At 28.2% G+C, this 16104-nt stretch carries 11 protein-coding genes; 8 read left to right on the top strand and 3 right to left on the bottom strand.

Features of this window, described 5'->3' with window-relative positions; genetic code table 11:
* From tsaD to ACN6I1_RS13525, 7 genes are all read left to right on the top strand, one after another.
* A complete protein-coding gene (tsaD, locus tag ACN6I1_RS13555; RefSeq protein ID WP_021428234.1) occupies window positions 1–1017 on the top strand; it encodes a tRNA (adenosine(37)-N6)-threonylcarbamoyltransferase complex transferase subunit TsaD in 1017 nt (338 codons plus the stop codon).
* A 375-nt stretch (window positions 1018–1392) separates the two neighbouring features.
* Window positions 1393–3300: a 1,4-alpha-glucan branching protein GlgB gene (gene glgB, locus ACN6I1_RS13550; RefSeq protein ID WP_419742219.1), complete on the top strand. Its 1908-nt coding sequence runs from the start codon at window positions 1393–1395 to the stop codon at window positions 3298–3300.
* Window positions 3301–3344: 44 nt separating this feature from the next.
* On the top strand, window positions 3345–4472 hold the full coding sequence (locus ACN6I1_RS13545; protein WP_332841347.1) for a glucose-1-phosphate adenylyltransferase: 1128 nt from the start codon (window positions 3345–3347) through the stop codon (window positions 4470–4472).
* A 13-nt stretch (window positions 4473–4485) separates the two neighbouring features.
* Complete coding sequence (gene glgD / locus ACN6I1_RS13540) at window positions 4486–5613, top strand: glucose-1-phosphate adenylyltransferase subunit GlgD (RefSeq protein ID WP_419742218.1); 1128 nt, start codon at window positions 4486–4488, stop codon at window positions 5611–5613.
* A 13-nt stretch (window positions 5614–5626) separates the two neighbouring features.
* A complete protein-coding gene (gene glgA / locus ACN6I1_RS13535) occupies window positions 5627–7084 on the top strand; it encodes a glycogen synthase GlgA (protein ID WP_419742217.1) in 1458 nt (485 codons plus the stop codon).
* Window positions 7085–7086: 2 nt separating this feature from the next.
* On the top strand, window positions 7087–9507 hold the full coding sequence (locus ACN6I1_RS13530; RefSeq protein WP_419742216.1) for a glycogen/starch/alpha-glucan phosphorylase: 2421 nt from the start codon (window positions 7087–7089) through the stop codon (window positions 9505–9507).
* Between the two features lie 32 nt (window positions 9508–9539).
* Window positions 9540–11378, top strand: a complete 1839-nt coding sequence (locus ACN6I1_RS13525) for a glycoside hydrolase family 13 protein (RefSeq protein ID WP_419742215.1) — start codon at window positions 9540–9542, stop codon at window positions 11376–11378.
* A gap of 213 nt (window positions 11379–11591) precedes the next feature.
* Here the strand turns inward: ACN6I1_RS13525 and ACN6I1_RS13520 are convergent, their stop codons facing one another.
* On the bottom strand, window positions 11592–12968 hold the full coding sequence (locus tag ACN6I1_RS13520; protein WP_419742214.1) for an MATE family efflux transporter: 1377 nt from the start codon (window positions 12966–12968) through the stop codon (window positions 11592–11594).
* A gap of 108 nt (window positions 12969–13076) precedes the next feature.
* Complete coding sequence (locus ACN6I1_RS13515) at window positions 13077–14990, bottom strand: ABC-F family ATP-binding cassette domain-containing protein (protein WP_419742213.1); 1914 nt, start codon at window positions 14988–14990, stop codon at window positions 13077–13079.
* A 131-nt stretch (window positions 14991–15121) separates the two neighbouring features.
* Between ACN6I1_RS13515 and ACN6I1_RS13510 the strand changes: the two genes are divergently transcribed.
* Window positions 15122–15751 (top strand): redox-sensing transcriptional repressor Rex, encoded by a 630-nt coding sequence (locus tag ACN6I1_RS13510; RefSeq protein WP_021428264.1) that lies wholly within the window; start codon window positions 15122–15124, stop codon window positions 15749–15751.
* 55 nt (window positions 15752–15806) lie between these two features.
* Here the strand turns inward: ACN6I1_RS13510 and ACN6I1_RS13505 are convergent, their stop codons facing one another.
* On the bottom strand, window positions 15807–15977 hold the full coding sequence (locus ACN6I1_RS13505) for a DUF362 domain-containing protein (RefSeq protein ID WP_021428309.1): 171 nt from the start codon (window positions 15975–15977) through the stop codon (window positions 15807–15809).
* Window positions 15978–16104: the final 127 nt, after the last annotated feature.

Raw genomic sequence — 16104 nt, 5'->3', positions numbered from 1 at the left:
ATGAAAAAAGATATAATAACATTAGCTATAGAATCTAGCTGTGATGAAACAGCATGTGCGATTTTAAAAAATGGAAGAGAAGTTTTAAGTAATATAATTTCTACGCAAATAGAATTACATAAAAAATTTGGAGGCGTTGTTCCTGAAGTAGCCTCTAGAAAACATATAGAAAATATACCAATGGTAGTACAACAAGCATTGGATGAAGCAAATGTAACTTTTGATGATATAGATCATATAGCGGTTACTCATGGACCAGGATTAGTAGGGGCTGTTTTAGTAGGACTTTCATATGCTAAGGCATTAGCTTATACTTTAGATATTCCTTTAGTTGGAGTTAATCATATTGAAGGACACGTAAGTGCAAATTATATAGAAGATAAAAATTTAAAACCACCGTTTATAACTTTAATAGTTTCAGGTGGACATACGCACTTAGTAGAAGTTAAAGACTATGGTAAGTATGAAATTTTAGGAAAGACTAAAGATGATGCATCAGGAGAAGCATTTGACAAAATTGCAAGAGCTATGAATCTAGGTTATCCAGGTGGACCTATAATAGATAAATTAGCTAAAAAAGGAAATAAAAAAGCAATAGACTTCCCAAGAGCTTGTATGGATGAAGGATATGATTTTAGTTTTAGTGGATTAAAATCAGCAGTTTTAAATTACTTAAATGCTAAGAAAATGAAGAATGAAGAAATAATAGTTGAAGATGTTGCAGCATCATTCCAAGAAGCCGTAGTAGAAGTTTTAGCAACAAAAGCTATAAAGGCAACTAAAGAAAAAGGATATAATACAGTTGCATTAGCAGGAGGGGTTGCTGCAAACTCTGCATTAAGAGAAAAGTTAACTTTAATGGCAAAGAAACAAAATATACAAGTTAAGTATCCATCAATTATATTATGTACAGATAATGCGGCTATGATTGGTTGTGCTGGATATTATAATTTTATAAACGGAAAAATTAATGATATGAGTTTAAATGCTGTTCCTAATTTAAAAATAGGTCAGTAGTAAAATCGGAGTGATTCAAAACTTTAGGCGCTCAGATACAATTATAAATTTTACTACCAAAGCTAAAATGAAGCTTTAAAGGTATTTAAAATTTACAATTGTATCTTTTGGGTAAATAATGTTTTGAATTAACTCCGATTTTTTTGTATACACAATTTGGGAAAATGTTTTCTATGGTTTATAAAAATGTATATTTTTGTAATTATATATACAAAAAAGGATTAATAGATTGAATGATGTAAATTTGTAGCTATCATCGTCTAAATTTTTAGAACAATACTTTTTATAATAAAGTAAAAGTTCATATATAATTAAAAATAAGCGAGTAATCGGTTTTAAAATACATTTAATATATGCTTAAAGATGGGGGATTTTATGTTGAAGAAATATGAGGATATAATTAACAGCTATAATATAAATTTATTTAAAGAGGGGAAACATTTTAGAAGTTATGAATTTATGGGAGCGCATAAAGTACAAAAGGGAAAAGAAAAAGGAGTTACTTTTACAGTATGGGCGCCAAATGCAAATCAAGTATATTTATCTGGAGAATTTAATGATTGGAATAAAACCTCCCATCCTATGAAAAATTTAGATAAGAGTGGAATATGGAATATATTTATACCTAAAATAGATTTTAGGGATTTATATAAATTTAATGTTGTAGATAAAAACGGTAATAGTAAGTTAAAATCTGATCCTTTTGCATTTTATTCGCAAATGAGACCTGAAACAGCTTCAATTGTATTTGATATAGACAATTATTCTTGGAAGGATAAAAAGTGGATAGAAAAAAGAGAAAAGACAACATACAAGGATTTACCTATGAATATATATGAAGTTCACTTGGGATCATGGAAAAGAAAATGGGATGGAGAATTTTTTAGTTATGAAGAACTATATGAATTAATAGACTATGTATGTGAAATGGGATATACACATATAGAGATTTTACCAATAACAGAACATCCATTAGATGAATCATGGGGTTATCAAACAATAGGATATTATAGTCCTACTAGCAGATATGGTGATTGTACTAGTTTAATGAAATTTATTGATAGATGCCATAAAAAAGATATTGGAGTAATTCTAGATTTTGCATATAGTCATTTTTGTAAAGATGATCATGGATTATATAAATTTGATGGAACACCTCAATTTGAATATGAAGATAAGTTGAAAGCTGAAAATATTGGTTGGGGAACAGCTCATTTTGATTTAGGAAAACCTGAAGTGCAAAGTTTCTTAATATCTAATGCAATTTATTGGCTAGAAAAGTTTCATGTAGATGGTATTAGAATGGATGCGGTTGCAAGCATGCTTTACTTAGATTACGATATAGGTCCTTGGAAACCTAATAAATACGGTGGTAGAGAAAATATAGAAGCTATTGAGTTTTTAAGAATGTTTAATGAAGTTATTCATAAGGAGATAAAAAATCCAATTATAGTTGCAGAAGAATCCACGTCTTGGCCGATGGTATCGGGACCTTCGTACAAAGGTGGATTAGCATTTGATAGTAAGTGGAATATGGGATGGATGAATGACACGTTAAAATATATGGAAATGGATTCTATATATAGAAAGCATCATCATGAGTTAATAACTTTTTCATTTATGTATGCTTTTTCTGAAAACTTTATACTTCCATTATCTCATGATGAAGTTGTGCATGGGAAAAAATCTCTTCTCGATAAAATGCCCGGAGATCCATGGCAAAAATTTGCAGGAGTAAGATTACTTTATGCGTATATGATGTTGCATCCAGGAAAAAAATTATTATTTATGGGATGTGAATTTGCACAAGGATTAGAGTGGAGATTTGCATATGGATTAGAATGGGAACTATTAATGAATGAACCACATAAATTAATGCAAACGTATACACGAGATTTGAATTTACTATACAAACATGAAAAAGCTATGTATGAAATAGATGAACATAACTCAGGATTTGATTTTATAGATCCTCACAATATAGATCAAAGTGTAATTGTTATTATGAGAAAAGGCAAGAAGAAAGAAGATTTTATAATAGGAGTATTAAACTTCACACCAGTATTTCATCCTGAATATAGGATAGGAGTGCCATATGAGGGTGTTTATGAAGAAGTTTTAAGTAGTGATGATAAAGAATATTGGGGATCAGGACAAACTATGAAGGGTATTGATTTAGAATCAGAAAATATAGCATGGCATAATAAACAGTATTCTATAAATATAAAGGTTCCACCTATGGGAGCTACTTTTATAAAAGGTAAAAATATAAATATATTATAAATTTAGAAATTTTATTAATTTATTAGGGGGATTAGGAGTAAATTATGAAAAAAGAAATGATAGCAATGATATTAGCAGGGGGACAAGGATCAAGATTAGGAGTGTTTACTAAAAACATAGCAAAACCAGCAGTTTCATTTGGAGGTAAATATAGGATAATAGATTTTGTTTTGAGCAATTGCTCAAATTCAGGTATAGATACAGTTGGAGTATTAACACAATATAGACCTTTATTATTAAATTCACATATAGGAATAGGAAGTCACTGGGATTTAGATAGACGAAATGGAGGACTATCAATACTTCAACCATATATGAATGAAAAAGAAGGAAACTGGTATAAAGGGACAGCAGATGCTATATACCAAAATATGAATTATATAGATAGCTATGATCCAGAATATGTTTTAGTTTTATCGGGAGATCATATTTATAAAATGGACTATAGCGATATGTTAGAAGAACATAAATCAAAAAATGCAGATGTAACAATTGCGGTAATGGAAGTTGACTGGGATGAAGCTAGTAGATTTGGAATAATGAATGCAAATGAAGATGGAAGTATATATGAATTTGAAGAAAAACCTGAAAATCCTAAGAGTAATTTAGCATCAATGGGAATTTACATATTCAACTGGGCGAAGATGAAAAGCTATTTTAAATCAGAAAAAGAGTACGTAGACTTTGGTAAAAATTTAATTCCTAAAATGTTAGATGATAAAGCTAGTATGTATGCATATGAATTTAATGGATACTGGAGAGATGTAGGAACTATAGAAAGTTTGTGGCAAGCAAATATGGATTTAATTAATCCGGATAATGGATTTAATTTAAATGATTCTAATTGGAAGATTTATACAGACACAATGGCTATGCCCCCACAATATCTAGGAAAAAATTCTAATGTGAAACGATCTATAGTTGTAGATGGATGCAGAGTTTTTGGAACTGTTGAAAATTCAGTTTTATCTCATGGAGTTAGTATAGGAGAGGGAAGTATAATAAAAGATTCAGTAATAATGTCAAATGCAAAAATAGGTAAAAATGTGATTATAGAGAAGGCTATGATAGGAGAAGGTGCGGTAATAGAGGACGATTGCAAAATTTCTAGTGGTGACGATAGCATAAGTATAGTATCTGAATTTGATGTTGTTTCTATGGAATTAGTATAGGGGGATTAAAAAAATGAATAAAGAGTGTATGGGAATAATTAATTTAAATAGAAAAGGTGATAACTTAAAAGAACTAAGTGATTCAAGGGTAGTAGCATCAATACCTATAGGAGGAAGATATAGAATAATAGATTTTGCTCTTTCTAATATGGTTAATGCAGGTATGAAAAATATAGGTATTTTTTCAGACCAAAAATATAGATCTTTGACAGATCATTTAGGAAATGGTAGTCATTGGGATCTATCAGCAAAGAATGATGGATTATTTGTATTTAGTCCTGAAAATACTAAAAAACAAATTTGTAGAGCAATAAAAAAAGGAGATGTTCATAATGTTTTTTCTAATATAGATTATATAGAAAAAAGTAAGCAAGAATATGTACTTATATCTCCTAGTTATATGATTTGCAATATAGATTATAAAAAAGCACTAAACTATCATAAGTTATCAGGTAACAACATAACTGTTATTTATAAAACTATAGATAATGCAGATGAAGATTTTTTAGGAACTACAAAATTAAATATAAATGATAAAAATCAAATTACTAGCATGGGAATAAATATAGGAAGAGAAAAGAACGCAGATATATCGATGGATATGTATATTATGAAAAAAAGCTTATTTATAGATATGATATATGATGCAGTATCACGAGGTGAATATGCACATATAGAAGATTGTATAAATGAAAGTACAGAAGAGATAAGTATAGGAGCATATGAATATAAAGGATATTTAAAATGTATAAATTCTACTAAAAACTATTTTGAAGCTAATAAAGATTTATTAAATGTAGATGTAGCAAATGAATTGTTTTATTCAGATAGAAAGATATATACAAAAGAAAAAAATGAGCAGCCTACTCTTTACACAGAGACATCTAATGTGAAAAATTCATTTGTGGCTACTGGTTGTGTAATAGAAGGAGAAGTTCAAGATAGTATTATATTTAGAAAAGTTCATGTAAAAAAAGGAGCAGTTATAAAAAATTCTGTAGTTATGCAAAGTGGAACTATACAAGAAAATGTGAAACTAGATAATGTAATACTAGATAAAAATGTATTTATATCAAAAGATAAAGAATTAAAAGGAGATATTAAACTACCATTAGTAGTAGAAAAAAATGTGATTTTATAGAGGGGGATAAGTTTTGAAAGTTCTTTTTGTAACGGCAGAGTGTTGGCCTTTTGTAAAGACTGGGGGATTGGGAGATGTTTCTTATGCACTTCCAAAGGGTTTAAAAAGAGAAGGAGTAGATATAAGGGTTATAATGCCTAAGTATGTCAATATTCCTAAATATTTAAAAGATCAAATGAAAACAGTAGCAGTATTCAATGTAAACGTAGCATGGAGAAATCAATATTGTGGATTAATGGAACTGGAGCTAGATGGAGTTAAATTTTACTTTATAGATAATGAATTCTACTTCAAGAGAGATGGTGAATATGCGTATTTATACGGGTATGACGATGATGTAGAAAGATTTACTTTCTTTAGTAATGCGGTACTAGAATCTTTAAAAAGAATAGATTTTTTCCCAGATGTAATAAATTTAAATGATTGGCACACTGGTATGATACCATTATTTTTAAAAGAAAATTATAGCCAAGATGAAAGATATTCTGAAATAAAAACTATATATACTATACACAACCTTCAATATCAAGGGGTATTTTCAAATAAAAATATAGAAGATGTATTATCTATACCAAGAGATTATTTAGACGATGGGAATATAGAGTATTATGGTGGTATCAACTTTATGAAAGCAGGAATAGTATATTCGGATAAAGTAAGCACAGTAAGTCCTACTTATGCAAATGAAATACAAACAAAGTTTTATGGAGAAAGCTTAGATGGATTAATAAAATCTAATGCACATAAGTTAAAGGGAATTGTAAATGGAATTGATTACGAAATAAATAACCCTGAGACAGATAAAAATATAGTATGCAATTATAATATAAATTCAATAGGTGATAAAGTTAAAAATAAATTAGAATTACAAAAAATTCTTGGATTAGAAGTTAATCCAGATATTCCTATGATAGGTATAGTTTCTAGACTTGTATCTCAAAAAGGATTGGACTTAATATCATATATGATGCCAGAAATAGTAGGAGAAAATTTACAATTAGTGGTTTTAGGTACTGGAGAAGAACAATATCAATCTATGTTAAATTACTATTCAGGTAAATATCCAAATAAAGTAGCAGCTATATTAACATTTGATGCTGCACTTGCGCAACAAATTTATGCATCATCAGATATGTTTTTAATGCCATCTTTATTTGAGCCGTGTGGAATTGGGCAGATGATAGCAATGAGATATGGAACTATACCTATAGTAAGAGAAACAGGAGGATTAAAAGATACTGTAAAACCTTTCAATAAATATACAGGAGAGGGAAATGGATTTAGTTTTGCAAATTATAATGCACATGAAATGTTTTACTGTATTAAAAGCGCAATAGATATTTATAAAAATGATAAAAAGTCATGGTTTAAAATAGTTAAAAGTGCTATGGATACTGATAGTAGTTGGGCTAAGTCCGCAAATGAGTATATAAAAACATATAATGAAATAGTTTGGCAAAGGAGTTGGTAATATTGACTCTCATAAATAGGGAGGAATTTAAGCTAGAATTTAAAAATCAAATGGATTTTTTATATAAACAAAGTATTGAAGAAGCTAACAATGAGCAGTTACTAAATACATTAGTAACTGTTCTTAAATCTAAAATAGCAAATATATGGAAAGAAAATAGATTAAAAGAGGAAAAGGAAGTTTATTATTTTTGTATAGAGTTTTTGTTAGGAAGGCAACTACAGTCAAATCTTTTAAACTTAGGACTAATGGAAGAAGTAAGAGCTATATTAGATACTATGAGTATAAATCTAGATGACTTAATAGATGCAGAATCTGATCCTGCATTAGGAAACGGTGGATTAGGAAGACTAGCTGCATGCTTTCTAGATTCGATGGCATCTACTGAAATAAGTGGACATGGTTATGGGATTAGATATGAATATGGATTATTTGAACAAAAATTTGTAAATGGACACCAAGTTGAGGTCCCTGATAATTGGCTAAAAGAAGAATCCTATATTTGGGAAACTGTAAGACCAAATAAAGCGGTTATAGTCAAATTTGGAGGAGAAGTAGAACTTGTAAGTAATAATGGAAAGCTAAAGGCTATTCATAAAAATTATATACCTGTAATGGCTCTACCTTATGATATACCTATTATAGGGTATGAAAATCAGTATATAAATACATTGAGGCTATTTAAATCAGATATACCTAGGAAAGATTTTGAACCAATATTAAAAGATTCAAAAAACAGCTATGGTAGCTATCATGATGCACTACAATATAGATATTACGTAGACGAGATATCACAAGTATTATATCCAAATGATTCTAACGATGCAGGCAAAATGCTAAGATTAAAACAGGAGTATTTTTTAGTTAGTGCAGGATTACAGGATATATTAAGAAAGTGTAAAAAAAATAAAATCAATATTAATAAGTTAAGTGAAAAAATATCTATTCATATAAATGATACTCATCCATCATTATGTATACCTGAATTAATGAGAATACTTATGGATGAAGAAGCTCTTGGATGGGATGAAGCTTGGGAAATTACAAAAAAATGCACTTCATATACGAATCACACCATAATGACAGAAGCCATGGAAAAATGGCAAATATCAATGATAAAAGAATTACTTCCAAGAATTTATATGATTATAGAAGAAATAAATAAAAGGTATTTAAATAAGTTAAAAACTAAATATTCAAATGACAGTGAAAAAATAAATAAGATGGCTATTATTTATAATAATAATGTAAATATGGCTAACTTAAGTATAGTTGGAAGTAGCAGTGTAAATGGAGTTGCAGACCTTCATACTAAAATTTTGAAAAAAGAAGTATTAAAAGAATTTTATGAGGATGAGCCATATAAATTTAATAACAAAACAAATGGAATTGCTCATAGAAGATGGCTAATGTTATCAAACCCTCAGTTATCTAGTTTAATAACTAGTCTTATAGGTAGCGATTGGGAAAAGGACACTATGAAACTAAAGCAACTTGAAAAATATAAGAATGAAAAAAATGTATTACAGGAACTAGAAAAAATAAAATATAACAATAAGCTAAACTTATCAAAAATTATAAAAGAAAGAAATAATATATCAATAGATCCAAATTCTATATTTGATATACAAATAAAAAGGCTACATGCATACAAACGACAACTTATGAACGCACTTCACATACTTCATTTATATCATGAATTATTAGACAATCCAAACCTAGACATAAAGCCAAGAACATTTATATTTGGAGCAAAGGCTGCTCCTGGATACTACTTTGCCAAATGCGTTATTAAATTTATAAATGAATTAGCTCAAAAAATTAATAATGATAAAAGAGTTAATGAAAAATTAAAAGTAGTGTTTATAGAAAATTACGGGGTTTCATTAGCAGAAAAAATAATACCTGCTGCAAATGTAAGTGAACAAATATCAACAACTACAAAGGAAGCTTCAGGAACTAGTAATATGAAATTTATGATGAATGGAGCTATAACTTTAGCGACTTTAGATGGAGCAAATATAGAAATACATGAACAAGTAGGCGATGAAAATATAATAATTTTTGGATTATCAGCAAATCAGGTGCTAGAATACAATAAGTTTGGAGGATATTCAGCAGCAGATATTTATTCTAATAATTTCTATATAAAGAGGGTTGTGGATGATTTAGTTAATGGATTCATACCAAATATAGGTGAAGAAGGTAGAGAAATATATAATTCTTTAATAACCTATAATGATGAATTTTTTATATTAAGAGACTTTGAGAACTATATAGAAGCACAGAAAAAAATAAATAATTTATATAAAGATAGATATAAGTGGAATTCAATTTCTTTAACGAATATAGCAAATTCAGGAATATTTTCAAGTGATAGAACTATAAATGAATATGCTAAGGATATATGGTATAAAAAATAAACAGTTCAAAAGATAAAAGGTGGGAGATCAAAATGAGTATAACATATAATTCTTGGTTAGAAAGTTATAAAAAGCCTTTCGGAGCTTTGGAATTAGGAGAAAAATTAAGTTTAAGTGTAAAAGCTACAGAAAATGTAAAAGAAGTATATTTAATTATAGAAAGAGATGGGAAAAATTTAGAAGAAATAGAAATGACAAAAGCATCCGATTGTATGTTTAACATAGATAAATATGAATTTAAACAAGCAGATGTTTATTTTTACTTTTTTAAAACTATAGAAAGTATAAATGGAAATAACGAATTAAAGTACTATGGTAAGAGTAAAAGAAATGGTATATGCGAAGAAAATTTTGATATTGATAGTTTAAGTAAGTATCAAATTACAGTTAGTAAGAATACTAAATCTCCAGATTGGTTTAAAGAGGGAGTTTTATACCATATATTTGTAGATAGATTTAATAGAAGTGGTAAAATAAATAACCCTAAAAAGAACAGTTTTGTATATGCAAATTGGGAAGATACTCCTATGTATATAAAAAATAGTGAAAATGAAATAATTAGGTGGGATTTTCATGGAGGAAATCTAAAAGGAATAATAAGTAAATTAAGTTATTTAAAAAATCTAGGGGTTAGCATAATATACTTAAGTCCTATATTTGAATCACAGAGTAACCACAAGTATGATACAGGAGACTATAAAAATATTGATCCAATGTTTGGGAATGAAGAAATATTTAAAGAATTAATAAGTGAAGCAAATAAAAAGGGAATAAATATTATATTAGATGGTGTATTTAGTCATACAGGAGATGATAGCGTATATTTTAATAAGTATGGAAATTACGATTCCATAGGTGCATATCAATCACAAGATTCTCCGTATAGTTCTTGGTATAAATTTGAAAACTACCCACAAAAATATGATTGTTGGTGGGGGGTTAAATCTTTACCAAATGTAAACGAAACTGAAATTTCATATATTGACTATATTATAAAAGGTGATAACAGTGTAATAAAAAAATGGATGGGATATGGAGTTAAAGGATGGCGACTTGATGTAGCTGATGAATTACCTTCTAAATTTATAGAGGAGTTAAAGAGTGAGACTTTAAAACTAGATAAAGAATCTATTCTTGTAGGTGAAGTTTGGGAAGATGCATCTAATAAAATTAGTTATGATGAAAGAAGAAAATATCTTTTAGGTGACCAACTAAATGGGGTTACAGGGTATGTGTTTAAGAATATATTTGTAGATTTTTTAAATTATAAAATTGATTCAAATGATGTATACAATAGCCTTATGACTATAAAAGAAAATTATCCAAAAGAATCTTTTAAATCTAATTTAAATATATTAGGTACGCATGATACAAGAAGAATACTTACAGAATTAAATGAAGATAAAGAGCTTCTTAAATTAGCGGTTGCAATACAAATGACTTTTGAAGGTGTACCATATATATATTATGGTGATGAAGCCGGACTTTTAGGGCAAACAGATCCAGATAATAGAAAAACCTATCCATGGAAAAATGAAGATAAAGAAATTTTAAATTTCTATAAAAATATTATTAAGGATAGAAATAAAAGTAAAGTGTTAACTTGTGGAGAGACTAAATTTTTAGAATTAGAAAATCCTAATGTATTTGGTTATGTAAGATATATTGAAGGTATAAATGATGATAACATTTTAGTTTTAGTAAATAGATCACAACAAGAAGAAGTTATAAAAATAGATATGAAAGAATGTCTTAATAGTAAATATACAAATCTAGTTGATGGGCTTATTGAGGTAAATTATAATAATGTTGAATTTAAACTAGAGCCTAAATCACATAAGTTAATTAAATTAGAAAAAGCTAATAATTAATTTTTTATTTAATATAGGGAATAAAAAACTAATTATATTCGAGTATAAAGGATGAATTGAAAAAGGTACTATTATAAAATTATTTTATAATAGTACCTTTTTATTTACTTTAAAATATCTAAGTTGGAATATATTATTGTTGAAGTAGCGTTAAAGACTATGATTTTAGGTCTTTCAGCGAATGAAACAATAATATTTTCCAACGAGCACGACCTAATCAATTTCTTTTACAATATTAGCAACCCATTTTTTAGATAATGCTCTAGGTACCCCAAATATGAACTTAACAATCTCTTCAGAGTAAGTAAAAAGGACAAGTATATAAATAGGAGCTCCTTTAATTGCAAATATAAAAGTAAGAGGAAGCGATACTAACCACATACATCCCAATTCTAAAAATAAAGAATACTTAGTATCTCCACCACTTCTCAAAATACCTATAATTAAAAGGGTATTAAAAGATTTTAGACCCATTAATAATCCCATAATAACAAATATTTTAATAATATCAGGAGCTAGATTTTCTGAAACACTAAACATTTTAAGTAGAGTTGGTATGTTTAGTATAAGAAGTATACCAAATAGGGTTCCTACTATAAAAACTATTTTAGAAAACTTTTTAGCATAATCAATAGCCACTTCTTTATTATCAGCACCAAGTTCATTACCTAGCATAATAGATGCTCCTATAGCGACGCAAACAGCTGTCATAATGAAGAAGTTTCCAGTACTGGTAGCTATTTGGCTAGCTGCAATTGCAGAAGTACCAGCTTTTGCATAAGCAACAGAATATAAAACTGTACCTACTGCCCAACCACTATCATTTAACAATATAGGTGTACTTTTTTCAAAGAAAGCATTTATAAACTGCTTATCTATAGACTTTAGATTAGCGATATTAAATTTTAAAACATAATCTTTCTTTAATATATATACATATCCTATTAAAAGAGAGAACTCTATAAATCTAGCTATAACAGTAGCTATAGCAGCTCCACGAACTCCTAAAGCAGGGAAACCTAAGTTCCCAAATATTAAACAATAATTCAATATAATATTACTTAAAAGAGCAATAGCACTACAAATCATTCCAAGTTTAGGATTTCTAATACTCCTAGATCCCATACTAAATACAGTACTAACGGCTATTAAAGGATAGCAAAACGCTATAATGCTAAAGTACTGAATACAAAGTTTAACGACTTCAGGATCATAAGAGAAAAAATGTATTATAACTTTAGGGAATATAAAAGCTGGTATAAAAAATAATAAACCTAATATTATTCCAAGTAAAACATTTAATCCAGTCACCTTTTTTATATTATTAGCATCATTTTTCCCAAAAAATTGAGATATAAATAAACCAGCTCCACCTGTTAGTCCAGATAAAGTCATATTGAATAAGAAGAAGTATTGGTTAGCAACTCCAATTGATGCTACAGATGCTTCTCCTAAGCTACTAATCATTACCGTATCTATAATGTTTACAGATGTAGATATAAGATTTTGTATTATTATAGGAATACAAAGTGAAACTAATAATTTATAAAATCTCTTGTTTTCATCATTTAAATTAAAAATATTTGTCAATAAGACACCCCCTTAAATTTAACGTCTATAATATGTTAATATAAATAGTATGTATATATCAACTAATTTATTTTATTAATTTCAGAATTATCAAAAATAAAGAACAGCCTACATTAGCTGTTCCCATTCTTCATATAAATTATTTAATCTATCTTCTAAAGAATACTTATTTTGACTAACTTCTTTAGATTTTTCAGGATTAGAATATATTTCCTCTTGGCACATAAGAACATTAAGTTCTTCTATTTTAACTTCTATTTCTTCAATTTCCTTTTCTATGTTCTGCCTCTTAACTCTAGCTTTTTTCTCTAACTCTCTTTGTTCTCTTTCTTTTCGTTTTTCATCTTTTAATTGAGTTTTCGTTTTTTCTTCAGTTGTTTCTATAGAGTTCATCTCTAAAGTTTGTTTTTTCTTATCCATATAATAATTATAATTACCTAGATATTCTGTTATTCCATCAGAATCAAGAACAAGTATTTTATCAACAACTGTGTTTAAGAAATATCTATCATGAGATATTGTAAATAAAGTTCCTGTATAATTTAATAAAGCTTCTTCAAGAACTTCTTTAGAGTCTATATCAAGGTGATTTGTAGGCTCATCTAGTAACAAAAAGTTAGAATTAGATAAAATTAATTTTAATATAGCAACTCTAGCTCTTTCTCCACCACTTAGTGTAGATATTTTTTTAAAGACTTCTTCATCTTCAAATAAAAAGGATCCTAACATATTTCTAAGCGTGGTTTGATTTAGACTAGGGTGATCATTCCAGATTTCATCAATAATAGTATTATCTAGGTTAAGAGTTTTTTGCTCTTGGTGGAAGTAGTCTACATGAACATTTGCACCAAGTTTAGCAGTACCAGTTAACGGTATTATTTCATTCATTATTATTTTAAATAAAGTAGACTTTCCTATTCCGTTAGCTCCTATTAAAGCAACTTTTTCTCCTCTATATATATTAAAGTTTATGTCCTTGAATAGTATTCTTTCACCATAACCCATAGAAAGGTCTTCTACTTGTAAGACATCATTACCACTAGATACAGAAGGACTAAATTGAATACTAGCTTTTTTTCTGAACACATCAGGCTTATCTAACACATCAACTTTATCTAGCATCTTCTCTTTACTTCTAGCTCTTTTTAAGTGTTTTTCTCTTCCGTAAGCTTTTAGTCTATCAATTGATTCTTCTTGTTTTTTAATTTCTTTTTGTTGATCTTCATATTTTTTAACTTCTAATTCTTTTTCTACTTTAGATAATTCTATAAATTTAGAGTAATTTCCATTATAGGTTTTAAGTCTTTTATTATGAATTTCAAATACTCTATTTACAACTTGATCTAGGAAATATCTATCATGGGATATGATAATTACAGTTCCTTTATATTGCTTTAAGAATACCTCTAACCATTCGATGGCATCTGAATCAAGATGGTTAGTTGGTTCATCTAGAAGTAGAAGTGAAGGGTTTTTTAGCAGTAGCTTAGAAAGTAAGACTCTGGTTTTCTCTCCTCCAGATAATATATTTATTGGAGTTTCCATATCAGAATCAGAAAAACCTAGCCCTTTTAAAATACCTTTTACTTCTGATTTATAACCATAACCATTTAGTTCAGAGAAAAGTTCTAGTTTTTGAGAATACTCATTCATAAGTTTATCCAAAATCTTTGAGTTAGGGTTAGAACCTTCTTCTGATATTTTAATTTCTAAATCTCTTATATAGTTTTCCATATCCATTAAATCAGAAAAAACTTCTAAAACTTCTTCATAGATAGTTTTTTCCGATTGGAAATTTGTATTTTGTTCAAGATATCCTATTTCTACACCTTTACCAAGATATATATCTCCGCTATCATACCCATAAATACCAGAAAGGACTTTAAATAAAGTAGTTTTACCCGTTCCATTTACACCTATAATACCGACCTTATCGCCTTCGTTTACAGTGAAGCTAATATTTTCTAATATAGTATCTATTCCAAAACTTTTATTTAAGTTATTACACGACAAAACAATCATAAAATTATACCTCCTTTAAACTATCTAAAATTATAATGTTTTGGTATAATATAATCAAGGATATATGCATTTTGTTAAAAAAATAGCATAGTATATAAAACAGGGATAATGAATATATAGGAGGTGATGAGATGAGTAATAAAAATATTTCTATGGCTGTAATAAGAAGATTACCTAAATATCACAGATACTTAGGAGATTTGTTAGATAGAGATATACAAAGAATATCTTCTAAAGAATTAAGCGATATAATTGGCTTTACAGCATCTCAAATAAGACAAGATTTAAACAACTTTGGTGGATTTGGACAGCAGGGATACGGATATAATGTCGAAGAGTTATACAATGAAATAGGTAAAATATTAGGGTTATCTAGAACTTATAATTCTATAATAATTGGGGCTGGAAACTTAGGACAAGCAATAGCTAATTATTCAGGTTTTACTAAAGCAGGGTTTAAGATAAAAGCTTTATTTGATGCAAACCCAAGAATGATAGGATTAAAAATTAGAGATTTTGAAATATTAGATTCTGATGACATCGAGGAGTTCGTAGCTGAAAATGATATCGATATAGCGATATTATGTATACCAAAAAATGGGGCGCAAGAAGTTGTCGATAGATTAGTTAAATCAGGTATAAAAGGAGTTTGGAACTTTGCACCGTTAGATTTAGAAGTACCAAATGATGTTATAGTTGAAAATGTAAACTTAACTGAAAGTTTATTTACTTTATCATATCTTATGAATGAAGATAAATAAATTAAAATAAAAAAGCTACCTACAAAGTAGGTAGCTTTTTTATTTTAATTTATTATTATTCTGGTTGTGGAGCATCTACTGGACAAACTCCGTTACAAGCACCACACTCTATACAAGTATCTGCATCTATAACATATTTGTCATCTCCAGCTGATATACAGCTAACTGGGCACTCAGCTTCACAAGCACCACAGCTTATACAAGCATCATTAATTTTGTAAGCCATTTTCAATCTCCTCCTAAAATATGTAAAATTATGTTCATTAGTATTATAACAAAAAAAAATATATATAACAATAATTAGAATACATACAAAAAAACAAACATATTACATAAACCGATTTATTTTGACA

It is taken from the genome of Paraclostridium dentum, from assembly GCF_048568265.1.
Taxonomy (GTDB): Bacteria; Bacillota; Clostridia; order Peptostreptococcales; family Peptostreptococcaceae; genus Paraclostridium; species Paraclostridium dentum.
The sequence above is the reverse complement of the archived record's forward strand: the minus strand, read 5'-3'. Positions and strand labels throughout refer to the sequence as shown.